The sequence below is a fragment of the Streptococcus mitis genome (genome assembly GCF_016658865.1).
In the GTDB taxonomy this organism is placed as follows: domain Bacteria; phylum Bacillota; class Bacilli; order Lactobacillales; family Streptococcaceae; genus Streptococcus; species Streptococcus mitis_BT.
This window is the reverse complement of record NZ_CP067992.1, coordinates 1,487,177-1,508,495: the sequence shown is the minus strand read 5'-3', so window position 1 is coordinate 1,508,495 and position 21,319 is coordinate 1,487,177. Positions and strand designations below refer to the sequence as shown.

Annotated in this window: 25 protein-coding genes, 1 tRNA gene and 1 pseudogene; 26 read left to right on the top strand and 1 reads right to left on the bottom strand. The window is 37.6% G+C overall.

The genetic code is table 11. From position 1 onward, the window contains the following. Nucleotides 1–24 precede the first annotated feature (24 nt). From JJN14_RS07575 to JJN14_RS07540, 8 genes are all read left to right on the top strand, one after another. Nucleotides 25–110: transfer RNA gene (locus JJN14_RS07575), tRNA-Leu, on the top strand. Between the two features lie 134 nt (nucleotides 111–244). Then, the gene (locus tag JJN14_RS07570; protein ID WP_201058320.1) at nucleotides 245–1,522 is read left to right on the top strand and encodes an ABC transporter permease; all 1,278 of its coding nucleotides are present in this window, start codon (nucleotides 245–247) and stop codon (nucleotides 1,520–1,522) included. 12 nt (nucleotides 1,523–1,534) lie between these two features. Further along, the gene (gene vex2 / locus JJN14_RS07565; protein WP_201058319.1) at nucleotides 1,535–2,182 is read left to right on the top strand and encodes an ABC transporter ATP-binding subunit Vex2; all 648 of its coding nucleotides are present in this window, start codon (nucleotides 1,535–1,537) and stop codon (nucleotides 2,180–2,182) included. 161 nt (nucleotides 2,183–2,343) lie between these two features. After that, a complete protein-coding gene (gene vex3 / locus JJN14_RS07560; protein ID WP_049492343.1) occupies nucleotides 2,344–3,723 on the top strand; it encodes an ABC transporter permease subunit Vex3 in 1,380 nt (459 codons plus the stop codon). Nucleotides 3,724–3,864: 141 nt separating this feature from the next. After that, nucleotides 3,865–4,521, top strand: a complete 657-nt coding sequence (gene vncR, locus JJN14_RS07555) for a response regulator transcription factor VncR (protein ID WP_201058318.1) — start codon at nucleotides 3,865–3,867, stop codon at nucleotides 4,519–4,521. Continuing rightward, a complete protein-coding gene (vncS, locus tag JJN14_RS07550; protein ID WP_201058317.1) occupies nucleotides 4,518–5,846 on the top strand; it encodes a sensor histidine kinase VncS in 1,329 nt (442 codons plus the stop codon). Before vncR ends, vncS begins: the two co-directional genes overlap by 4 nt. A 140-nt stretch (nucleotides 5,847–5,986) precedes the next feature. After that, nucleotides 5,987–6,868, top strand: coding sequence for a class II fructose-bisphosphate aldolase (locus tag JJN14_RS07545; RefSeq protein ID WP_033688381.1), 882 nt, complete (start codon nucleotides 5,987–5,989; stop codon nucleotides 6,866–6,868). A 244-nt stretch (nucleotides 6,869–7,112) separates the two neighbouring features. After that, nucleotides 7,113–9,335 carry an N-acetylmuramoyl-L-alanine amidase family protein gene (locus JJN14_RS07540; protein ID WP_201058316.1) on the top strand — a complete coding sequence of 741 codons (2,223 nt, stop codon included), beginning with the start codon at nucleotides 7,113–7,115 and terminating at the stop codon, nucleotides 9,333–9,335. Nucleotides 9,336–9,388: 53 nt separating this feature from the next. Here JJN14_RS07540 and JJN14_RS07535 read toward each other — a convergent pair whose 3' ends face one another. Next, the gene (locus JJN14_RS07535) at nucleotides 9,389–10,645 is read right to left on the bottom strand and encodes an ISL3 family transposase (protein WP_201058285.1); all 1,257 of its coding nucleotides are present in this window, start codon (nucleotides 10,643–10,645) and stop codon (nucleotides 9,389–9,391) included. A gap of 390 nt (nucleotides 10,646–11,035) precedes the next feature. On the opposite strand from JJN14_RS07535, the gene JJN14_RS07530 reads away from it, so the two are divergent. From JJN14_RS07530 to JJN14_RS07455, 18 genes and pseudogenes are all read left to right on the top strand, one after another. After that, on the top strand, nucleotides 11,036–12,028 hold the full coding sequence (locus JJN14_RS07530; RefSeq protein ID WP_201058315.1) for an ABC transporter ATP-binding protein: 993 nt from the start codon (nucleotides 11,036–11,038) through the stop codon (nucleotides 12,026–12,028). Nucleotide 12,029: 1 nt separating this feature from the next. After that, nucleotides 12,030–12,848: an ABC transporter permease gene (locus JJN14_RS07525; RefSeq protein ID WP_201058314.1), complete on the top strand. Its 819-nt coding sequence runs from the start codon at nucleotides 12,030–12,032 to the stop codon at nucleotides 12,846–12,848. A gap of 1 nt (nucleotide 12,849) precedes the next feature. Next, complete coding sequence (locus tag JJN14_RS07520; protein ID WP_201058313.1) at nucleotides 12,850–13,635, top strand: ABC transporter permease; 786 nt, start codon at nucleotides 12,850–12,852, stop codon at nucleotides 13,633–13,635. A gap of 384 nt (nucleotides 13,636–14,019) precedes the next feature. Beyond that, nucleotides 14,020–14,250: pseudogene (locus JJN14_RS10310) on the top strand (hypothetical protein); the annotation flags it as partial. 16 nt (nucleotides 14,251–14,266) lie between these two features. After that, a complete protein-coding gene (locus tag JJN14_RS07515) occupies nucleotides 14,267–14,674 on the top strand; it encodes a hypothetical protein (protein WP_201058312.1) in 408 nt (135 codons plus the stop codon). A 144-nt stretch (nucleotides 14,675–14,818) separates the two neighbouring features. Then, nucleotides 14,819–15,031 carry a hypothetical protein gene (locus JJN14_RS07510; protein WP_201058311.1) on the top strand — a complete coding sequence of 71 codons (213 nt, stop codon included), beginning with the start codon at nucleotides 14,819–14,821 and terminating at the stop codon, nucleotides 15,029–15,031. 24 nt (nucleotides 15,032–15,055) lie between these two features. Further along, nucleotides 15,056–15,595 carry a hypothetical protein gene (locus tag JJN14_RS07505; protein WP_201058310.1) on the top strand — a complete coding sequence of 180 codons (540 nt, stop codon included), beginning with the start codon at nucleotides 15,056–15,058 and terminating at the stop codon, nucleotides 15,593–15,595. A gap of 237 nt (nucleotides 15,596–15,832) precedes the next feature. Next, nucleotides 15,833–16,054, top strand: coding sequence for a hypothetical protein (locus JJN14_RS10155; RefSeq protein ID WP_236253684.1), 222 nt, complete (start codon nucleotides 15,833–15,835; stop codon nucleotides 16,052–16,054). A gap of 24 nt (nucleotides 16,055–16,078) precedes the next feature. Next, complete coding sequence (locus tag JJN14_RS10150; RefSeq protein WP_236253683.1) at nucleotides 16,079–16,273, top strand: hypothetical protein; 195 nt, start codon at nucleotides 16,079–16,081, stop codon at nucleotides 16,271–16,273. 73 nt (nucleotides 16,274–16,346) lie between these two features. Next, complete coding sequence (locus JJN14_RS07495) at nucleotides 16,347–16,889, top strand: hypothetical protein (protein WP_236253682.1); 543 nt, start codon at nucleotides 16,347–16,349, stop codon at nucleotides 16,887–16,889. Continuing rightward, nucleotides 16,882–17,010, top strand: a complete 129-nt coding sequence (locus JJN14_RS07490) for a DUF4176 domain-containing protein (RefSeq protein ID WP_201058308.1) — start codon at nucleotides 16,882–16,884, stop codon at nucleotides 17,008–17,010. The genes JJN14_RS07495 and JJN14_RS07490 overlap by 8 nt, the downstream gene beginning before the upstream one ends. Next, a complete protein-coding gene (locus JJN14_RS07485) occupies nucleotides 16,994–17,317 on the top strand; it encodes a hypothetical protein (RefSeq protein ID WP_236253681.1) in 324 nt (107 codons plus the stop codon). Before JJN14_RS07490 ends, JJN14_RS07485 begins: the two co-directional genes overlap by 17 nt. Nucleotides 17,318–17,330: 13 nt before the next feature. After that, nucleotides 17,331–18,128, top strand: coding sequence for a hypothetical protein (locus JJN14_RS07480; RefSeq protein ID WP_201058307.1), 798 nt, complete (start codon nucleotides 17,331–17,333; stop codon nucleotides 18,126–18,128). A 33-nt stretch (nucleotides 18,129–18,161) separates the two neighbouring features. Then, nucleotides 18,162–18,683: a hypothetical protein gene (locus JJN14_RS07475; protein ID WP_201058306.1), complete on the top strand. Its 522-nt coding sequence runs from the start codon at nucleotides 18,162–18,164 to the stop codon at nucleotides 18,681–18,683. A 14-nt stretch (nucleotides 18,684–18,697) separates the two neighbouring features. Continuing rightward, nucleotides 18,698–19,240 carry a hypothetical protein gene (locus JJN14_RS07470; protein WP_201058305.1) on the top strand — a complete coding sequence of 181 codons (543 nt, stop codon included), beginning with the start codon at nucleotides 18,698–18,700 and terminating at the stop codon, nucleotides 19,238–19,240. Between the two features lie 154 nt (nucleotides 19,241–19,394). Further along, nucleotides 19,395–19,925, top strand: a complete 531-nt coding sequence (locus tag JJN14_RS07465; protein WP_201058304.1) for a hypothetical protein — start codon at nucleotides 19,395–19,397, stop codon at nucleotides 19,923–19,925. Nucleotides 19,926–19,930: 5 nt separating this feature from the next. After that, entirely contained in the window at nucleotides 19,931–20,212 is a 282-nt protein-coding gene (locus tag JJN14_RS07460) for a hypothetical protein (protein WP_236253680.1), read from the top strand. A 243-nt stretch (nucleotides 20,213–20,455) separates the two neighbouring features. After that, complete coding sequence (locus tag JJN14_RS07455) at nucleotides 20,456–21,178, top strand: hypothetical protein (protein WP_201058303.1); 723 nt, start codon at nucleotides 20,456–20,458, stop codon at nucleotides 21,176–21,178. Nucleotides 21,179–21,319: the final 141 nt, after the last annotated feature.

The following is a 21,319-nucleotide window of genomic DNA, read 5'->3' as shown; positions in this document are numbered from 1 at the left end:
TGATATACTAGTAAAGTAATCGACGCGGGGATGGCGGAATTGGCAGACGCGCAGGACTAAGGATCCTGTGACCGCTTTAGGTCGTGAGGGTTCAAGTCCCTCTCTCCGCATAGGATAAGAGTTAGCTTAGGCTAGCTCTTTTTTATCTAATTCAAGTAGAGCAAAAAATTTTTGCTCTTTTTTGTATTTCATAAACATTTCATATTTGGATTTTATAATAGTCTTACAAATATGGAGGTGACAAATGAATCCAATCCAAAGAGCTTGGGCTTATGTCAGCAGAAAACGACTGAGAAGTTTTATTTTATTTCTGATTTTATTGGTCCTGTTGGCTGGAATTTCAGCCTGTTTGACTCTGATGAAGTCCAACAAAACAGTTGAAACCAATCTTTACAAATCACTCAATACCTCTTTTTCTATTAAGAAGATAGAAAATGGTCAGACCTTCAAGTTGTCAGACCTAGCATCTGTAAGCAAGATTAAGGGACTGGAAAATGTTTCTCCTGAACTGGAGACGGTCGCAAAACTAAAAGACAAGGAAGCAGTGAGTGGCGAGCAGAGCGTAGAACGTGATGATTTGTCAGCTGCAGACAAGAACCTGGTTAGCTTAACGGCTCTGGATGATTCATCTAAGGATGTAACCTTTACCAGCTCGGCTTTCAATTTAAAAGAAGGGCGACATTTTCAAAAAGGGGATTCAAAGAAAATCATCATCCACGAAGAGTTGGCTAAGAAGAATAGTCTTTCCCTTCATGACAAGATTGCCTTAGAAGCCGGTCAGTCAGAATCTGGAAAAGGGAAAACAGTGGAGTTTGAGATTGTCGGCATCTTTTCTGGTAAAAAACAAGAGAAATTTACAGGCTTGTCTTCTGACTTCAGTGAAAACCAAGTCTTTACAGACTATGAAAGTAGCCAAAGCCTTTTGGGAAATGGTGAATCTCTAGTCAGTGCAGCTCGCTTTTATGTAGAAAATCCTAAGGAAATGGACGGACTCATGAAGCAGGTGGAAAACTTGGCCTTGGAAAATAACGGCTATCAAGTTGAGAAAGAAAACAAGGCTTTTGAACAAATCAAAGACTCGGTTGCTACCTTCCAAACCTTCCTGACCATCTTCCTTTATGGGATGCTGATAGCAGGAGCAGGGGCTTTGATTTTGGTCTTGTCTCTCTGGTTGAGAGAAAGGGTCTACGAAGTGGGAATTTTACTGGCACTTGGAAAAGGCAAGAGCTCGATCTTCCTACAATTTTGTTTAGAGGTTGTTTTGGTGTCTCTTGGAGCTTTGCTTCCAGCATTTGTTGCAGGAAATGCAATCACATCTTACCTACTCCAAACCCTACTAGCAAGTGGAGATCAGGCAGTCTTACAAGACACGCTAGCCAAAGCAAGCAGTCTATCAACCAGCGTCCTATCTTTTGCAGAATCCTATGTTTTTCTAGTTCTGCTTAGTTGTTTATCTGTAGCCCTTTGTTTCCTATTCTTATTTAGAAAATCGCCGAAAGAAATTTTATCATCTATTAGTTAAGAAGGAGAAATCATGACTTTATTACAATTACAAGATGTTACCTACCGTTATAAGAACACTGCTGAAGCAGTCCTATATCAGATCAATTATAATTTTGAACCCGGAAAATTTTACAGTATCATTGGTGAGTCAGGAGCGGGGAAATCCACTCTCTTGTCTCTACTAGCTGGTCTAGATAGTCCTGTTGAAGGTTCTATTCTTTTCCAAGGAGAGGACATTCGTAAGAAGGGCTATTCTTACCATCGCATGCACCATATTTCTCTGGTCTTTCAAAATTATAACTTGATAGATTATCTTTCTCCACTGGAAAATATCCGCTTGGTCAATAAAAAGGCAAGCAAGGATACACTGCTTGAGCTTGGTTTGGATGAAAGTCAGATCAAGCGGAATGTTCTCCAGTTATCAGGTGGTCAACAGCAACGTGTTGCCATTGCTCGTAGTTTGGTCTCAGAAGCTCCAGTTATTCTAGCGGATGAGCCAACGGGAAATCTGGACCCTAAAACTGCTGGAGATATTGTCGAACTGCTCAAATCACTTGCCCAGAAAACAGGTAAATGTGTCATCGTCGTAACTCACAGCAAAGAAGTGGCACAAGCGTCAGATATTACACTTGAGTTGAAGAATAAGAAATTGACTGAAACTCGCAATACGACGAAATAATATGAGCTTTTTCAGTTATACTCTTCGAAAATCAAATTCAAACCACGTCAGCGTCGCCTTACCGTACTCAAGTACAGCTTACGGCTCGCTTCCTAGTTTACTTTTTGATTTTCATTGAGTATTAGAACTATAAAATAGAATAAAATCTAGAAAGGGAACCTATGTTACACAACGCATTTGCCTATGTTACAAGGAAGTTTTTCAAATCGATTGTTATCTTCCTGATTATTCTCCTCATGGCGAGCTTGAGTTTGGTCGGCTTGTCGATCAAGGGAGCTACTGCCAAGGCTTCTCAGGAGACCTTTAAAAATATCACTAACAGCTTCTCCATGCAAATCAATCGTCGCGTCAATCAAGGAACGCCACGTGGTGCTGGGAATATTAAAGGTGAAGATATCAAAAAAATCACCGAAAACAAGGCCATTGAGTCTTATGTGAAACGCATCAACGCTATCGGAGATTTGACTGGCTATGAACTCATCGAAACACCAGATACCAAGAAAAATCTGACACCTGACCGTGCTAAACATTTTGGAAGTAGCTTGATGATTACAGGTGTCAATGACTCCTCTAAAGAAGACAAGTTTGTCTCTGGTTCTTATAAGTTGGTCGAAGGTGAGCACTTAAACAACGACGACAAGGACAAGATCCTCCTGCACAAGGACTTGGCAGCCAAACACGGCTGGAAAGTAGGGGACAAGGTCAAACTAGACTCTAATATCTACGATGCAGACAATGAAAAAGGTGCCAAGGAAACAGTCGAAGTGACAATCAAGGGACTCTTTGATGGTCATAATAAGTCAGCAGTAACCTACTCACAAGAACTCTATGAAAATACAGCTATCACAGACATTCACACTGCTGCAAAACTTTATGGATACACAGAAGACACAGCTATTTATGGGGATGCAACCTTCTTTGTAACAGCGGACAAGAACTTGGATGATGTTATGAAAGAGTTGAATGGCATCAGTGGTATCAACTGGAAGAGCTATACACTTGTTAAGAGCTCCTCTAACTACCCAGCTCTTGAGCAATCCATCTCTGGTATGTACAAGATGGCCAACCTCCTCTTCTGGGGTAGCTTAAGCTTCTCAGTCCTTCTCCTTGCCCTCTTGCTCAGCCTTTGGATCAATGCCCGTCGCAAGGAGGTGGGAATCCTCCTCTCTATTGGTCTCAAGCAGGCAAGTATCTTGGGTCAATTTATCACCGAATCCATCTTGATTGCCATCCCTGCTCTTGTTTCTGCTTATTTCTTAGCTAACTACACAGCGCGTGCAATCGGAAATACTGTTCTTGCCAATGTTACTTCAGGTGTTGCCAAGCAAGCCAGCAAGGCTGCTCAAGCCTCTAACCTTGGTGGTGGTGCAGAAGTAGATGGCTTTAGCAAGACTTTGTCGAGCCTAGACATTTCTATTCAGACATCAGATTTTATCATCGTCTTTGTCCTTGCCTTGGTTCTAGTAGTTCTCGTTATGGCACTTGCTTCAAGCAATCTCCTTAGAAAACAACCAAAAGAACTCTTGCTGGATAGCGAATAACAAACTTGCTACCTTTTCTCCACTAAATGGGGTATAATATAGGTAGCATTTTTATCTATTTCATCTTGATAAGTCCTCTGTTTATCTGGATGAAACTGGGATAATTTACAAGAAATTTAAAGGAATGTGAAACGTTTTTCTATGAAAATTTTAATTGTAGAAGATGAAGAGATGATCCGTGAGGGGGTCAGTGACTATTTGACGGATTGCGGTTATGAAACCATTGAGGCAGCAGATGGGCAAGAAGCCTTAGAAAAATTTTCTAGCTATGAAGTAGCCTTGGTTTTACTGGATATCCAGATGCCCAAGCTCAATGGCCTAGAAGTCCTAGCTGAGATTCGTAAAACCAGCCAGGTCCCTGTCTTGATGTTGACAGCCTTTCAGGATGAGGAATACAAGTTGAGTGCCTTTGCTTCGCTAGCAGATGGCTATCTGGAAAAACCTTTTTCTCTGTCCCTCTTAAAAGTAAGGGTGGACGCGATTTTCAAGAGATACTACGATACGGGACGAATCTTCTCCTATAAGGATGCCAAGGTGGACTTTGAAAGCTACAGTGCAAGCCTAGCAGGTGAGGAAGTAGCCATTAATGCCAAAGAGTTGGAAATTCTGGACTATCTGGTGAAAAATGAAGGCCGGGCCTTGACTCGTTCTCAGATTATCGATGCCGTCTGGAAAGCGACAGATGAGGTTCCCTTTGACCGTGTCATTGATGTCTATATCAAGGAACTGCGGAAAAAGTTAGACTTGGATTGCATCCTCACTGTGCGCAATGTTGGTTATAAATTGGAGCGAAAATGAAACGAACAGGTTTATTTACAAAGATATTCATCTACACCTTCTCGATTTTTAGTGTTCTAGTCATTTGTCTTCATTTAGCTATTTATTTTCTTTTTCCTTCGACTTATCTGAGTCATCGTCAGGAAACCATTGGTCAGAAAGCGACAGCCATTGCCCAGTCACTAGAAGGAAAGGATAGGCAGAGTATCGAGCAAGTGTTAGACTTGTATTCCCAAACTAGTGATATCAAGGGGGCCGTTAAGGGCGAGATGACCGAGGACAAGTTAGAAGTCAAGGACAGCCTTCCTCTGGATACAGACCGCCAGACCACCTCTCTTTTTATCGAGGAGCGCGAGGTGAAAACGCAAGACGGTGGTACTATGACTCTCCAGTTTCTAGCTTCCATGGACTTGCAAAAGGAAGCAGAGCAAATCAGTCTCCAGTTTCTTCCCTATACCTTGCTGGCATCCTTTCTGATTTCCCTCTTGGTGGCCTATATCTATGCTCGGACTATTGTTGCTCCGATATTGGAAATCAAGCGAGTGACCCGTCGGATGATGGAACTAGATACCCAAGTACGATTGCGCGTGGACTCTAAGGATGAGATTGGTGATCTCAAGGAACAAATCAATAGCCTTTACCAGCATCTTTTGACTGTTATTGCGGACTTGCATGACAAGAATGAAGCCATTCTCCAGCTTGAAAAGATGAAGGTCGAATTTTTGCGAGGGGCTTCTCATGAACTGAAAACACCCTTGGCTAGTTTGAAAATCCTGATCGAAAATATGAAAGAGAATATCGGTCGCTATAAGGATAGAGACCACTATCTGGGAGTTGCCTTGGGGATTGTGGATGAGCTCAATCACCACGTTCTGCAGATACTTTCCCTCTCTTCTGTGCAGGAATTGCGAGATGATAGGGAAACAATTGATCTCCTCCAGATGACGCAAAGTCTCGTTAAGGATTATGCCTTACTAGCCAAAGAAAGAGAACTTCAGATTGACAATAGCTTGAACCACCAGCAGGCTTATCTAAATCCATCTGTGATGAAGTTAATTCTGTCTAATCTCATCAGCAACGCTATCAAGCACTCCATTCCAGGTGGCTTAGTTCGAATTGGCGAAAGAGAAGGGGAACTTTTTATCGAAAATAGCTGTAGCTCAGAGGAACAAGAAAAACTGGCCCAGTCTTTTTATGATAATGCTAGTCGCAAGGCCAAGGGGTCGGGGATGGGGCTCTTTGTAGTCAAAAGTCTATTAGAACATGAAAAATTAGCTTATCGTTTTGAAATGCAGGAGAATCGCTTAACCTTCTTCATAGCTTTTCCAAAAGTTACCCAAGACTAGTCAGAGAAAGGGTTTACATAGATGAAGCTAGAAGAAATTCAATCGAAACTGCGAGAAAAACTAGATTTTTTTGTCAAAAAGTGATAAAATGAACAATGTAAATGGGATGACCCATAAAAATATACAGGAGGCCTGATAAAATGGCAATCGTTTCAGCAGAAAAATTTGTCCAAGCAGCTCGTGACAACGGTTATGCAGTTGGTGGATTTAACACAAACAACCTTGAGTGGACTCAAGCTATCTTGCGCGCAGCAGAAGCTAAAAAAGCTCCAGTTTTGATCCAAACTTCAATGGGTGCTGCTAAATACATGGGTGGTTACAAAGTCGCTCGCAACTTGATCGCTAACCTTGTTGAATCAATGGGTATCACTGTACCAGTAGCTATCCACCTTGACCACGGTCACTACGAAGATGCACTTGAGTGTATCGAAGTTGGTTACACTTCAATCATGTTTGACGGTTCACACCTTCCAGTTGAAGAAAACCTTAAATTGGCTAAAGACGTTGTTGAAAAAGCACACGCTAAAGGTATCTCAGTAGAAGCTGAAGTTGGTACTATCGGTGGTGAAGAAGACGGTATCATCGGTAAAGGTGAATTGGCTCCAATCGAAGACGCTAAAGCAATGGTTGCAACTGGTATCGACTTCTTGGCAGCTGGTATCGGTAACATCCACGGTCCTTACCCAGCAAACTGGGAAGGTCTTGACCTTGACCACTTGCAAAAATTGACAGAAGCTCTTCCAGGATTCCCAATCGTATTGCACGGTGGATCAGGTATTCCTGATGAGCAAATCCAAGCAGCTATCAAACTTGGTGTTGCGAAAGTTAACGTTAACACAGAATGCCAAATCGCATTCGCTAACGCAACTCGTAAATTTGCTCGTGACTACGAAGCAAACGAAGCAGAATACGACAAGAAAAAACTCTTCGACCCACGTAAATTCTTGGCTGACGGTGTAAAAGCTATCCAAGCATCAGTTGAAGAACGTATCGACGTATTCGGTTCAGAAGGTAAAGCTTAATCTAGCTGAACTATATAAATCAGAAACCTGCCCATTGGGTGGGTTTTTTGTTTGGGGAAAAATAAAATATATGTTATAGACTTTGTATTATGCCTTTGATATAATTAATTTAGCTTATAGGTAAATATCAAGTTTTTTAAAAAGTTTCGGTTTTTAATATTTGGTACTATGTAGTTTTAAAACTTGATAACGTTACTAGATAGCTAGTTTTAGTATATTAGAATTATTGGGGTTAATGTTAGAGATGAAAGATAATATCGTGAGTTTTTTTCAGTATTTTTTATGGAAAAGAAAAATTAAAGAGGTCCATACTCACAATGAAGCTAGTGTTAGAAGAGTGTTTAGGTCTATTGCACAGAATGGATTTGATTATTATGGTGAGTCAGTACCTTATGGTCGGGCTAAGTGGTTTATTGAGTCAGAAAAAGAATTTTATAATGAATTCTCTAATACTGAATTTGAATATTTTGGCTATTCTCCGGTTAGAAGTTTAAAGGAAGAAGATTTTAAAGAATATGGTTTACTCTTGACCCAGTATGGAATTTTCGAAAAAATGCAAATCAAGGATCAAGAAAGGTGTAATGTACAATTTTTTCCATTTTCCAATTTATGGAAAGTAGAAGTAGATGATAATGATCAGTTAGCATTTTACTATCCATATGGGATTATTAAACGTTTGAATGTCTCGAATAGTTTGAACTATGTTGTTAGGGAATTGAATGAATTGATTGCCTCTGGTTATACAAATGATGTACAAGTTGAAAATTTAAATACACAGTTATTAAAAATTGGTAAAAAGAATGTTAATTCAACTACCTTTAGAAGAGGAACTGAAATAGGAGTTGTTTCTTGGATTTTATTAAGTGTTGGTGACAGATTGCATAAAGCTCAAATAAATGCAATGGTTAGCGCTCCTTCAGGTCATGGACATGCAGCTGAGTATGCAAATAATCTGATGGATAAGATTAAATATCCATTCCACTATGTAAGACAAACTGGTCAAGATAATGCCAAAAATGGCGCTGATCGAATGGTTGGAAATCAAAAAATTCAAACTAAATATTATGCAAGAGCAAGCGGGACTGTAAACTCAGCTTTCGAGTCTAAAAGCGAAGGAGGAATGTATAAGTATAAAGGAATGCAATTGGAAGTTCCTAAAGATCAATATGATAAAGCAGTAGAGTTATTTGAAGAAAAAATTAGACAAGGTAAAGTTGAAGGAGTTAATAATCCAGCTGAGGCAAAAAATATCATCAGAAAAGGTCATATTACCTATAACGAAGCAAAATTGATAGCCAAAGGAGGTAATTTGACCTCTATTAAATTTGATGCAATTGATGGAGCTATTAATTCATTACCAGGTGTAGGTATAAGCTTTGTTATTGTCTTTTCTCAGGCCAAATGGTCGGGTGCAGAAACCAAAGATGCGGCTCTAATGGCTGGTAAAGCAGGATTACGAACCCTAGCTATGGGAACTAGTATTTATGTTGCGTCACAGCAATTTGCAAAAATATTTACAAAACAAATTAATGATTATTTTGGAAAAAAAATTACAGCTGAAGTAGTTGCAAGACGAGCTGCACCGGTGATTTCATTTGCTGTTATTATGGGTCCAGATATTTTTGAAGCGCTTGTTGGAAGAATTTCTTCACAGCAGTTATTAAAAAATGCAGCAGTTGCTGGGGGCGGTATGATGGCAGGAGCTGGTGCAGGTGCGGTTGGTGGTGCAATTGCTGGACCAATAGGTGCATTAGCGGGTGCGATTATAGGAGGAATTGCAGGAGGAATAGGAGCAAAAGCAATTGCGGATCAATTCATAGAAGATGATCGTGTGGAAATGTTTGCTCAATTAAAAGAAGAGTTTATTGATATTGTGATGGTTATTTCGCTATCTCAAAAAGAGTTTAATAAAATTCAAGAAGATGTCTTTAATGAACAATTAGAAGGTTTATTGAAGGATATGTTCCAGAGAAAAGAAAATAGTCGAACTTATGCGAAAGAGTTTGTTGAGGAAAAAGTTAAATCTGTCATAAAAGATAGAAAACGAGTTGAATTGAAGGGTATTATTGAGGCTGTTCAAGTAATAAATGATATTCAAGATTCATCGGAATCAGGATGGATACAAAATGACGGCGCTTGGTACTATCTAAATAATAGCGGTTCTTTAGCAAGGGGGTGGATTCAAGATAATGAACATTGGTACTATCTAAGTGAAGATGGAGCCCTGGTAACAGGTTGGTTTAAGTATAATGATGTCTGGTATTACTTGAAAGATAGTGGAGCTATGGCGACAGGTTGGATTCAAGATTCAGGAAAATGGTATTATTTAAATGAGGACGGATCAATGGTAACAGGTTGGTACCAAGTTGGCGAAATATGGTATTATTCATATTCTTCAGGAGAACTCGCAGTTAATACTACCATAGACGGGTATAGAGTTAATGAAAATGGAGAATGTGTTGATTAAATTGAATATTAATACTAACGGCTCTTTGTCAACTGTAGTGGGTTGAAGAAAAGCTAAGATCTAGAAAGGACGGATTTCGTCCTTTCTTTTTTGATATTGAGAGCGATAAAAATCCGTTTTTTGAAGTTTTCAAAGTTCCGAAAACCAAATGCATTTCGTTTGATAAGTTTAATGAGATTATTAGTCGCTTCTAATTTGGCATTAGAATAAGGTAGTTGAAGAGCATTGACAATCTTTTCTTTGTCCTTGAGGAAGGTTTTAAAGACAGTGTGAAAAAGAGGATGAACCTGCTTTAGATTGTCCTCAATAAGTCCGAAGAATTTGTCAGGTTCCTTGTTCTGGAAGTGAAAAAGTAAGAGCTGATAGAGATTGTAGTGGTGTTTCAAGTCTTCTGAATAGCTCAAAAGCTTATCTAGAATCTCTTTGTTGGTTAGATGCATGCGAAAAGTAGGGCGATAGAAACGTTTATCACTCAATTTACGACTATCCTGTTGAATGAGCTTCCAGTAACGCTTGATAGCCTTGTATTCATGGGATTTTCGCTCAAACTGATTCATAATTTGGACACGCACACGACTCATAGCACGGCTGAGATGTTGGGCAATGTGAAAGCGGTCGAGAACGATTTTAGCGTTAGGAAAAAGTTTTCTGGAAATATCGTAGTAGGGGCTAAACATATCCATAGTAATGATTTTCACCTGACAACGAACGGCTCTATCGTAGCGCAGAAAGTGATTTCGGATGATAGCTTGTGTTCTGCCTTCAAGAACAGTGATAATGTTGAGATTATCAAAATCTTGCGCAATGAAACTCATCTTTCCCTTAGTGAAGGCATACTCGTCCCAAGACATAATCTCAGGAAGACGAGAAAAATCATGCTTAAAGTTGAAATCATTGAGCTTTCGAATGACAGTTGAAGTTGAAATGGAAAGCTGATGGGCAATATCGGTCATAGAAGTTTTTTCAATCAGCTTTTGAGCAATTTTTTGGTTGATGATACGAGGGATTTGATGATTTTTCTTTATTAGAGGAGTCTCAGCGACCGCTATTTTCGAGCACTGATAGCACTTAAAACGGCGTTTTCTAAGGAGGATTCTAGTAGGCATACCAGTCGTTTCGAGGTAAGGAATCTTAGACGGTTTTTGAAAATCATATTTCTTCATTTGACTTCCACACTCAGGACAAGATGGAGAGTCGTAGTCCAGTTTAGCGATGATTTCTTTGTGAGTATCCCTATTGATGATATCCATAAATTGGATATTAGGGTCTTTGATATCGAGCAGTTTTGTGATAAAATGTAATTGTTCCATATGATTCTTTCTAATGAGTTGTTTTGTCGCTTTTCATTATAGGTCATATGGGACTTTTTTTCTACACAAAAATAGGCTCCATAATATCTATAGAGGATTTACCCACTACAAATATTATAGAGCCATACTAACCTGCCCATTGGGTGGTTTTTTTGACGTTTCAAGGAAACTATTAAACCAGAATTTTTGTTTAAAAGTATGATTTTAAGAGAGAAATCTCTAATTTTATAATCTGTAGGCAAACGCTTGCATTCCTTTTTTTATTGGACTATAATAGGTTGGTATAAAGCCTTTTGTAAGAATAAAATGTAGAAGGTGTAGAAAGTAAGGATTTAGAATGTTTGTAGTCAAAAACACAACGTTGCTATTCCTTGCGCTAGGGAGAGATTTATGGCAATGATAGAAGTGGAACATCTTCAGAAAAATTTTGTGAAGACTGTTAAGGAACCGGGCTTGAAGGGGGCTTTGCGCTCCTTTATTCATCCTGAAAAGCAGACCTTTGAAGCTGTCAAAGATTTGACCTTTGAGGTGCCCAAAGGGCAAATTTTAGGATTTATCGGGGCAAATGGTGCTGGGAAGTCGACAACCATTAAAATGCTGACAGGGATTTTAAAACCGACATCTGGTTTTTGTCGGATTAATGGCAAGATTCCCCAGGACAATCGCCAAGATTATGTCAAGGATATTGGAGTGGTCTTTGGACAACGCACCCAGCTATGGTGGGATTTGGCTCTACAAGAGACCTACACGGTCTTGAAAGAGATTTACGATGTGCCAGACTCGCTCTTTCATAAGCGTATGGACTTTTTGAATGAAGTCTTGGATTTGAAGGACTTTATCAAGGATCCCGTACGAACTCTTTCACTGGGGCAACGGATGCGGGCGGATATTGCAGCTTCCTTGCTTCACAATCCCAAGGTTCTCTTTTTAGATGAGCCGACCATTGGGTTGGACGTTTCGGTCAAGGACAATATTCGTCGGGCTATCACCCAAATCAATCAAGAGGAAGAAACAACCATTCTCTTGACCACTCATGACCTGAGCGATATTGAGCAACTCTGTGATCGGATCTTTATGATTGATAAGGGGCAGGAGATTTTTGATGGAACGGTGAGCCAACTTAAGGAAACCTTTGGAAAGATGAAGACTCTTTCTTTTGAACTGCTACCAGGTCAAAGTCATATCGCTTCTCACTATGAAGGCCTGCCTGATATGGCCATTGATAGACAAGGGAATAGTCTCAACATTGAATTCGATAGTTCTCGCTACCAATCAGCTGACATTATCAAGCAAACCCTATCTGATTTTGAAATCCGCGATTTGAAGATGGTGGATACGGATATTGAGGATATTATCCGTCGCTTCTACCGAAAGGAGCTCTAAGATGTTCAAATTGTGGAGACGTTATAAACCCTTTATCAATGCAGGGGTTCAGGAGTTGATTACCTATCGAGTCAACTTCATTCTCTATCGGATCGGCGATGTTATGGGTGCTTTTGTGGCCTTTTATCTCTGGAAGGCTGTCTTTGATTCATCGCAGGAGTCCTTGATTCAGGGCTTTAGTATGGCAGATATCACCCTCTACATCATCATGAGTTTTGTGACCAATCTTCTGACCAGGTCGGATAGCTCCTTTATGATTGGGGAGGAGGTCAAGGATGGTTCCATTATCATGCGCTTGTTGAGACCAGTGCATTTTGCAGCCTCTTATCTTTTTACCGAGCTTGGGTCTAAGTGGTTGATTTTTATCAGCGTTGGCCTTCCATTTTTAAGTGTCATTGTTTTGATGAAAATCTTATCTGGGCAAGAGATTGTAGAAGTGCTGGGATTAACTGTCCTTTATCTCTTTAGTCTAACGCTGGCCTATCTGATTAACTTTTTCTTTAATATCTGCTTTGGATTTTCTGCCTTTGTGTTTAAAAATCTATGGGGTTCCAATCTACTTAAGACTTCCATAGTGGCTTTTATGTCTGGAAGTTTGATTCCCTTAGCATTCTTTCCAAAGGTTGTTTCAGATATTCTCTCCTTCCTGCCTTTTTCATCCTTGATTTATACTCCGGTTATGATTATTGTTGGGAAATACGATGCTAGTCAGATTCTTCAGGCACTCGCTTTGCAGTTTTTCTGGCTCTTAGTAATGGTGGGCTTGTCTCAGTTGATTTGGAAACGAGTCCAGTCATTTATCACCATTCAAGGAGGTTAGTATGAAAAAATATCAACGCATGCATCTGATTTTTATCAGACAATACATCAAACAAATCATGGAATATAAGGTGGATTTTGTGGTTGGAGTCCTGGGAGTCTTTCTGACCCAAGGCTTGAACCTCTTGTTTCTCAATGTCATCTTTCAACACATCCCATCTCTAGAAGGTTGGACTTTTCAAGAAATTGCTTTTATCTATGGATTTTCCTTGATTCCCAAGGGCTTGGACCATCTCTTTTTTGATAATCTCTGGGCATTGGGACAACGCTTGGTGAGAAAAGGGGAGTTTGATAAGTATCTGACGCGTCCTATCAATCCTCTTTTTCACATTCTGGTTGAGACCTTTCAGATTGATGCTTTGGGCGAACTCTTGGTTGGTGGGATCCTACTAGCGACAACGGTATCTAGCATTGCTTGGACTCTTCCAAAATTCCTGCTTTTCCTAGTTTGTATTCCTTTTGCGACCTTGATTTATACTTCCTTGAAAATCGCGACAGCCAGCATCGCTTTTTGGACTAAGCAGTCAGGTGCCATGATTTACATTTTCTATATGTTTAATGATTTTGCCAAGTACCCGATTTCTATTTACAATTCGCTCCTTCGATGGTTGATTAGCTTTATCGTGCCTTTTGCCTTTACGGCCTATTATCCTGCTAGCTATTTCTTGCAGGACAAGAATGTTATCTTTAACATTGGTGGTTTGATGTTGATTTCCCTTGTTTTCTTTGTCATTTCTCTTAAACTTTGGGATAGGGGGTTAGATGCCTACGAAAGTGCGGGGTCCTAAGAAAAAACTCAAAGCCTTGTCTCAGGACAGGCTTTTTTAGATGTTAGGATCATGCCTTGAAGCTAATTCTAGAGTGTTAAACTAGATGAAAAAAGAAGCAATAAGATGTAATTCAATTGCAGTTAGTATAAATGAATGAAAAAGATGGGATAGCACCTTAGAATCAGATCTTATAGGTATTTCTTTGATTCCTGTTATAGGAATTATTGGAAAGATAGTGTAAAAGGAATTTTATAGAAAATTTTTTTCAAACAAAATACTGATAAGGTACAGATATTGAGAGAGTTAGATTTTTGGTTAAGCTTTGAGGGGCGGTTCATGACAAGAATTTTTTTACATTCATGATATAATATGTCTATATTCTCACGTTATAGGAGGATAATCATGAAAAAATGTACCTTGCTTTGGCTGATTTTAGCACTTGTAATTTTTGGAGGAGCATGAAGAAGAAATTGAAAAATTTGTAAAGTCTTTAAAAATTCAAAGATTGGATCTGTTCAGATGGATTAGAATAGTTTAACTGTTGAACAGATATGGAATGGAACTCCTCAAGGTGGTGGCTATATGTTGAAACTTAGAGGAAAGGTAAATAATAATGATAAAACGAAATTCATGGAGGTAACTGATACTGATGAAAAATAAAACAAAAAAATGGAAATGGTTTCTTTTGATTATTCCTGCATTTATGATTCTAGGGCTCATTACTACTATTCTTGATGATATGAAATCAGATGATGGAATTTACTATCTGGTAGTCAAAAATGAATCTACTAAAACGGCTTCACTAGATAAAACTTCATGGATAAAAATAGAAGGTGAGCAGATCACTATAAAGGAAGGAGGTAAAGAATATACTTACTCATTTGATACTGAGAATGAAGAATTTATTAGAGATTCGGTTCATTATTCTTGTTTGATACATGATGGGACCTTAATTCTTTTAGGAGAACAGCCACAAAAGGAATTGCCCGAATATGTCAGTCCTGAAAGTAGTTGGTATTCGGGATATGAAAAAGGTCAGGTGAAAATAACTAATTAATTGGTTTTTCTCTATATTAACGGTAGCAAGTTAACAAGAATTCATGTCTAGGAGAGGACTAATTTACCTCTCTTCTTTTTGGATAATCTGAATAAGGAAATTGCGAGATGTGCATTTGTACATACAGCAACTAAACTGTGATTAATGGATTCAGTAGCCGGTGCAAAAGCACGTTTAAGTACTCTTTTTGATAAGGCTTATCTATATGATAAATATGGGGATAAAGTCGTGGAATTTGCTGGTGATGTTTGGAATGGTACAGAGAAAGTAGTAGGTGATACTGCTGGAAAAATATGGGACAGTACAGGAGATGCAGTTAATGGATTTTTCTCGGGATTAGGTAGTGTTTTTAATTAATAAATTAACGGAGAAATTTTAATTATGAAAATATATATTGGTTATTTGGATTCGAAATGGATTTATTTTGATGAAAGAAACGAAGTATTTCAATATCAAAATCAAAAAAATAGTTCTAATTGGATTATGGTTGCTGCTCCACTTGCAGTCTTTCTTTTAAAAGGAATTGCAAGTGCTTTAAATTCAGCCATTGGTACATTATCGTATACGATTAATCTCGGTATTGCAATGATTGGAACTCTGATAGTTTGCGGAATGTTGATGATAACGAAGGCGAGAAAAAAATATCCGAGAACTGGTTGGAAAACAGTTGTTTTGAAGGGAAAAGATCTCAAAACACTATTAGTAAAGGTGATTTCAATTTTTATTATTAAGATTCTCTTTATTATTTTAGGGATTTATTTTTTGGTTACTTATATTAGAGAAACTGATTTTTTATGTCTGTTGATATATCTACTTGCTTTTGCTTGTGTTATACATTTTCATCAGGAATTTAAGACAAGTAAAGTTAAAAAAATATTGAAAAGACAAAAAATATTGTTAAATGGTTTGGGAGATTCATAGTAGGAAGGGAATAAATACTTTATTTCAAGCAAACAACAAAATGGTATAAATATTTCTCCGGATGATCTAAAAAATGAGTCTGTAGATTTTTTAAAGGAAAGTATCACTTCAAAATTAAGTGATATAGCTTCTGATTTAGGAACGGGTTATTATACCTCTTACATGCTTCCATATCAAGTTCCATATTTAATCAATGGCTTAAAATCACAGATTGGGAATACACTAACGAAATGTGGATTGAGTGCACTTCTATCAACTGCACCTGGTTCTACTGTTAATAAAATGGTGGGAGAAAGCATTGAGAAAATTGGAGATTGTGTAATACTGTCAGTGAATAAATTAGATGGATTCTTAGGGAGTGCTAAATTTGCGAAAGCATTACCATATGGATTGGGATCGGCGATTGATTTTGTCGCACAGTTATACAGTGGCGAAGATGTTGGAGATGCAGCAATTTAGACAGGTGGGCATATTGGAGTAACATTGTTAGCTACAGCATTATTAGGTCCAGGAGGATGGGTTTTTGGTGCAACAGTGGTGGGATCAATGGCTTTTGATTATCTATATGATAAATATGGAGATAAAGTCGTGGAATTTGTTGGTGATGTTTGGGATGGTACAAAGAAAGTAGTAGGTGATACGATGAAATCTGTTGGTGATACAGCTGATAAAATATAGGACAGTGCGGGAGATGCAGTTAATGGATTTTTCTCGGGATTAGGTAGTGTATTTAATTAAAAAGGATGTACATATGGAAACAATTATTAATTTAGGGATATGGGAGAACAAAAATTATCATTTTGATTGGGAGAATAAGGTATTGCTAGAGGAAACATCTTCTCCTAATTACTGGTCTTATATTCTACTGCCTGTTATGCTGTACATTATAAATAAAATTTCTGATATATTGGCTGAAGCAGGAATATTTAATAATCAGTTAGTCCGAGTTGGGACGGTTACGATCTTAGGCGTTTTATCTTATTTTTTGGCCGCTTTGATTATCAGATTTTACCACGGAACTTTAAAATTAAAAAAATCAGAGTTGGATGGGGAACAGAGTAAGAAGTTTGTCAGATCTTTGAAGAGAAGAAGAGGGTATTTTAAATGTCTTCTTAATCTTTTTAGAATCCTAACTGTAGTCGCTACTCTTTTGTTTGTCTTTGGAAATGAAACCATTGCCGTACTCTTTTTGGCGGTTAGTTTTTTAGTGATATTTATGTTCAAATTTGATTACCAACTTAATAGATGGTTAAAAATCATTAAAATAGTAGAAAAAGGAGAGGAGAATGTCTAACTTATTACCTATTGGTACAATTGTTCGTCTACATAATGGAGCGATTGATGTGATAATTATAGGTAGATTTCCATTATACAATCAGGAGGGTACAATTAGCTATTTTGATATTGTGGTATAATGGGGCAAGGACATTTTTCTTTGTTTTTCTGTTTGGCAAAAATTCGAAGACTGCTATTGGAGCTATCGTTGGGCTCGCTTGGGGAACGCTTAATCTTATCGGTTCTGTTGTTGCACCAGAATTTAAAAAGTCAGTTTATGACAAAGCTAAAAATTTAGCTTATGGTGCTGTAGACGTGGTAGAATCAGGAGTGGAATCTATCGGGAAAGGAATCCACCAGGGCTTGGAGACTGTCAAAAGTGTGGGCAAGAATGTTTCTGATTTTTTCAATGGTGGTCTGAAGGCGGCCTCATCCTTGTTTGGATAATAGGAGAAAATAAATGGATAAGATACAAAAAGATACTAATGATGCACTAGAAACAACACGTAAATGGAATCCATTATTAATGATTTTCGCAATGCCTTTGTATTTGTTTTTGATTATTTGGGCCTCATACTTTCCAATGGGAGTGCTCCGATTGGCTAGTGAAGATGGACATGAACTAGTTATACAATTGACATCAATAGAAAATAGCCTTATTCCTCCAGCTAGTTTCTTTGGTTTTCTATTCTTGTTTAGTTGGCTCTGTTTTATTAGTTTTTATATTATTTCCAAAAGAAATCGCATTAAAGCTTATTTATTGACTCAGATTCTTCAGTTGATTCTATTTGTGATTTTTTATTATAGTTGGTTTATAGCCATCTTGTATTTAATCCCTCTAGTTGCAATTCGTATCGTTTACTGGATAGGTTTTGTCTTATCACTGATTTACTTTATCTACATTTTTGTAACAAAGCAGCGCGCTAGAAAAGATTTTTTTGCTTCTCTAAATATTAAAAAATTTTTGAATGTTATTTTATTCTTATGGTTGTTGATGTATGGAATCAACCTCTTTACCCACGGGCTTAATCATTTCCTTGCGCACCTCTTGCTTGCTTTATTGCCAATTTCACCTATTTTATTTGGCCTTTTTATGGTTTCATTTCTTAAATCCTATTTAGTAACGCTAGAGAACTTGAATGCAGTCAATAAAAATCAAGAGAAATACCGTGAAGAGTATGGATATACCATCGAAGAATGGTATGGGAAAAAGTCAAAAATGTACAAGGAACATGTGAAGAAGTCTAAAAAGAGATAAAGGTTTGTATAATTTTTATTAAAAGGAGAAAAGATGAAGAAGTTATTTGTCATCATTTTGTTATTGATTCTTGGAGGTTGCTCTAATGGAAAGGAAGCAGGGGGAACAGAGAAAAGTACACGCAATACAGTTGTAAATAAAGAGAAAGAATTGAAATTTGTAGTAGCACCGCAATATGAAGGTCAAACGTCTGATTTAATTGAACTTGGAAAAAAATTGACTAAGGAACATCCCGAACTAGGTAGTAAGGGAAATATGGCTATCTACTATACAGGAGCAGTCTCAGATGGTAGAGCAGCACTGATGCTCGTCAATAAAACTGACGTAGATATCAAAAAAGATTTGGAGTTTTCACTAAGCTGGTCCTATGATGGCAAAACTATTTTTGAGAATCAAAAGATTAGCTATGCTATCAAGGATAGTGGTGAGTTACCTTCTTACACAACTACATTAATTTTGTTACCACTTAACTCAGAACAATTGGAGGTTGTTGACTCGATGTCAGATCCATCCAAGATGACACTTTCAATGTCTGATGTGAAGAGCATAGAATAAGCTAGGAGTTGAATGTGACAACAGAAACCATTTTATTTTTATTTGCTACCATCGTCATCTTTTTATCTTTGATCTTTTTATCTGGTACATATCTCTACCTTTATTTTCGGGATAAAAAGATGGTACGTCTTGCCAAATCGTCTGTTAAGGGAACGGTTGTGGGCTATAGTAATTTTCAGGCTGGAAATCCTCCGATTGTTGAATATACGGTTAACGGAACTACTTATAGCAAGCCATTACGGTATTTTATAATCAAAACGGTTTCGCTTCCATGGGGCCCCATAAGTACATATGATAACTTTACAAGAGAGGATATGTTGGCAAATTCACTAACCTTTTATCGCAATTCTTTTATATCGTTTAATAACTTAATGCGTACGCATTTTCCAGTCTATTCGAAGATGACGGTATGGTATGATCCTGAAAAACCAAACAGGGCTTATGTGGAACGATACTGTGGGATTAACAAGCTTTATAAATGGTTTGGCATCGGTAGTGCTATATTGTTAATCATGACCTATGCTATTGTAGTACTTGCTTATTTGTTAAAGAGATGAGGTATAGATGTCAGACGTTAGTATTGTTGAAGTAGAGGAATATGGCTATACCATTGAAGAATGGTATGGAAAGAAGTCAAAAATGTATAAGGAACATGTTAAGAAGTCTAAAAAGAGATAAAGGTTTGTATCATTTTTATTAAAAGGAGAAAAGATGAAGAAGTTATTTGTCATCGTTTTGTTATTGATTCTTGGAGCTTGCTCTAATGGAAAGGAAGCAGGGGGAACAGAGAAAAGTACACGCGATACAGTTGTAAATAAAGAGAAAGAATTGAAATTTGTAGTAGCACCGCAATATGAAGGTAGAACATCGGAATTAATTGAACTTGGAAAAAAATTGACTAAGGAACATCCTGAGGTAGGTAATCAGGGAGAAGTTACTCTATACTATTCTGGTAGTACATATACATTCAATGAGCAGGAGTATGCAGTATTTATGATATTAAACAAGACAGATACTGACATTAATCATGATGCTAAATTTAAAATTAGTTGGAGTTATGCGGGACAGCAAATCTACCAAAATGAATTAGTTGAATACAAGATTTCTGAAAGCGGGGAGCTGCCTACACAATCTGCAACAATTTTCTTACTTCCTTTAACAACTGAACAGAAATCGATTGTTACAAAGATTGTAGATGAAAGAAAAATGAACCTAAGTATATCAGATATTCAGATGAAGTAGAAGAAGTGTATATTGAAGATGCTTTGCCAGAAGACTTTTTGTATCACAGTCTGTTTCAAGTTTTAAATACTGTTTCAACTAGAATTTTAGAACCAGATGATGAGTCAGTGAAAGAAGGAATTGATTTCTTAGCTGGTTATATCCATTATCAGGGGCATTGTGAGTTGACCCCTCCCTTCTTTTTCACCACAATCTCTGATGGGAAAGTCTATACAGATATAAAAGTAGGTGTGTTAAAAGAGACTTTTTCAGGTATTCAGTCTATTGAAGAAATTTTTGGATGGTAAATGTGGAATTAAAATTTAGTCACTGCATGTATTGAGTGGGTTGGGAAATGTATCATATGAACGGATTTGTCAAAAAGTATATCCTTCATGTTAGGAGCTTATAGAGGATATGCTGGAAATGTTTTATAGATATCCCAGTTTATTTTAAGAGTTATCCTTTCTCTGAAACAGATGTAGCTAAGGATGCCTTCATAAAATATAGATGCAATTGGTTAAGGCTTGCAAACGATAGGAGTGGAGTTGATGGTAAAGAAAAATAGAAAAAATAAAGCAAAGATTACTGATATAGAAAGAGAAAGATACCACGGGCCTTTGATTACAGATGGTGTTAGTTTAGTTTATATTAAGTTATATCCATGGATTGCTTTAGCATTAACTGGTTTTCTGTATGTGGGTGGAACTTATGAAGACAATCTAGGCATCTTTAAAGGACTTTCTTTGTTTTGCGGTGTTGTGAATATACTTGGTATTATCATTTCTTTTATTCCTTATTTGGTAAACGCCTGGAAGGCTTTAACATATTATTTGATAGCCCTCACAGTGTTAAGCTTAGTGATAGATTTAGATTTTATTGGTTTATTAATGGTTATTTCAGACGGCAGTCCTATAGGAGCCAAGGAGATATATCAATCCCCTCTCACTCCATTTTATGTAATATTGATGATGCTCCTTTTTATCTTTGCTTGTTGCCTCTATGCTTGGTACTATCTCCCAAAGAATCAGGGGAAAGTCTGGGCTTTTAATCAAGTAAAAGAGGGAGATAGAAAGAAAACATGGTGGAATAATGTTGCTATAGCTTTTGCGGGGGCAACAATCATTCCCGCCCTTCTAACAGGTTATATTCAGATTGTTTTTGGTGTTTTATTGGGAATTTTGTTGACCTTGACGCTACCAGCTGTTATGGTAGATGCGTTTTATGCAGCTATTTACATAAGAAAGCATCCTGATAGCGATGGATTAGTTTAGAAATGAAATCATTTGTAAATATCTAAGAAAGGTGCACTTAATTTGACAATTCAAGGGAGATGAAAATTTCTTGACTTCTATACTCAGAGTTCTATACTATAATCGCAATCGCCGATTTAGCTCAGTTGCTAGAGCAAGCTA

What these genes read in the sequence shown, in the direction of transcription:
- JJN14_RS07570 (WP_201058320.1), top strand. Translation starts at nt 245, where the DNA reads ATGAATCCAATCCAAAGAGCTTGGGCTTATGTCAGCAGAAAACGACTG.
- vex2 (WP_201058319.1), top strand. Translation starts at nt 1,535, where the DNA reads ATGACTTTATTACAATTACAAGATGTTACCTACCGTTATAAGAACACT.
- vex3 (WP_049492343.1), top strand. Translation starts at nt 2,344, where the DNA reads ATGTTACACAACGCATTTGCCTATGTTACAAGGAAGTTTTTCAAATCG.
- vncR (WP_201058318.1), top strand. Translation starts at nt 3,865, where the DNA reads ATGAAAATTTTAATTGTAGAAGATGAAGAGATGATCCGTGAGGGGGTC.
- vncS (WP_201058317.1), top strand. Translation starts at nt 4,518, where the DNA reads ATGAAACGAACAGGTTTATTTACAAAGATATTCATCTACACCTTCTCG.
- JJN14_RS07545 (WP_033688381.1), top strand. Translation starts at nt 5,987, where the DNA reads ATGGCAATCGTTTCAGCAGAAAAATTTGTCCAAGCAGCTCGTGACAAC.
- JJN14_RS07540 (WP_201058316.1), top strand. Translation starts at nt 7,113, where the DNA reads ATGAAAGATAATATCGTGAGTTTTTTTCAGTATTTTTTATGGAAAAGA.
- JJN14_RS07535 (WP_201058285.1), bottom strand. Translation starts at nt 10,645, where the DNA reads ATGGAACAATTACATTTTATCACAAAACTGCTCGATATCAAAGACCCT.
- JJN14_RS07530 (WP_201058315.1), top strand. Translation starts at nt 11,036, where the DNA reads ATGGCAATGATAGAAGTGGAACATCTTCAGAAAAATTTTGTGAAGACT.
- JJN14_RS07525 (WP_201058314.1), top strand. Translation starts at nt 12,030, where the DNA reads ATGTTCAAATTGTGGAGACGTTATAAACCCTTTATCAATGCAGGGGTT.
- JJN14_RS07520 (WP_201058313.1), top strand. Translation starts at nt 12,850, where the DNA reads ATGAAAAAATATCAACGCATGCATCTGATTTTTATCAGACAATACATC.
- JJN14_RS07515 (WP_201058312.1), top strand. Translation starts at nt 14,267, where the DNA reads ATGAAAAATAAAACAAAAAAATGGAAATGGTTTCTTTTGATTATTCCT.
- JJN14_RS07510 (WP_201058311.1), top strand. Translation starts at nt 14,819, where the DNA reads ATGGATTCAGTAGCCGGTGCAAAAGCACGTTTAAGTACTCTTTTTGAT.
- JJN14_RS07505 (WP_201058310.1), top strand. Translation starts at nt 15,056, where the DNA reads ATGAAAATATATATTGGTTATTTGGATTCGAAATGGATTTATTTTGAT.
- JJN14_RS07495 (WP_236253682.1), top strand. Translation starts at nt 16,347, where the DNA reads ATGGAAACAATTATTAATTTAGGGATATGGGAGAACAAAAATTATCAT.
- JJN14_RS07490 (WP_201058308.1), top strand. Translation starts at nt 16,882, where the DNA reads ATGTCTAACTTATTACCTATTGGTACAATTGTTCGTCTACATAATGGA.
- JJN14_RS07480 (WP_201058307.1), top strand. Translation starts at nt 17,331, where the DNA reads ATGGATAAGATACAAAAAGATACTAATGATGCACTAGAAACAACACGT.
- JJN14_RS07475 (WP_201058306.1), top strand. Translation starts at nt 18,162, where the DNA reads ATGAAGAAGTTATTTGTCATCATTTTGTTATTGATTCTTGGAGGTTGC.
- JJN14_RS07465 (WP_201058304.1), top strand. Translation starts at nt 19,395, where the DNA reads ATGAAGAAGTTATTTGTCATCGTTTTGTTATTGATTCTTGGAGCTTGC.
- JJN14_RS07455 (WP_201058303.1), top strand. Translation starts at nt 20,456, where the DNA reads ATGGTAAAGAAAAATAGAAAAAATAAAGCAAAGATTACTGATATAGAA.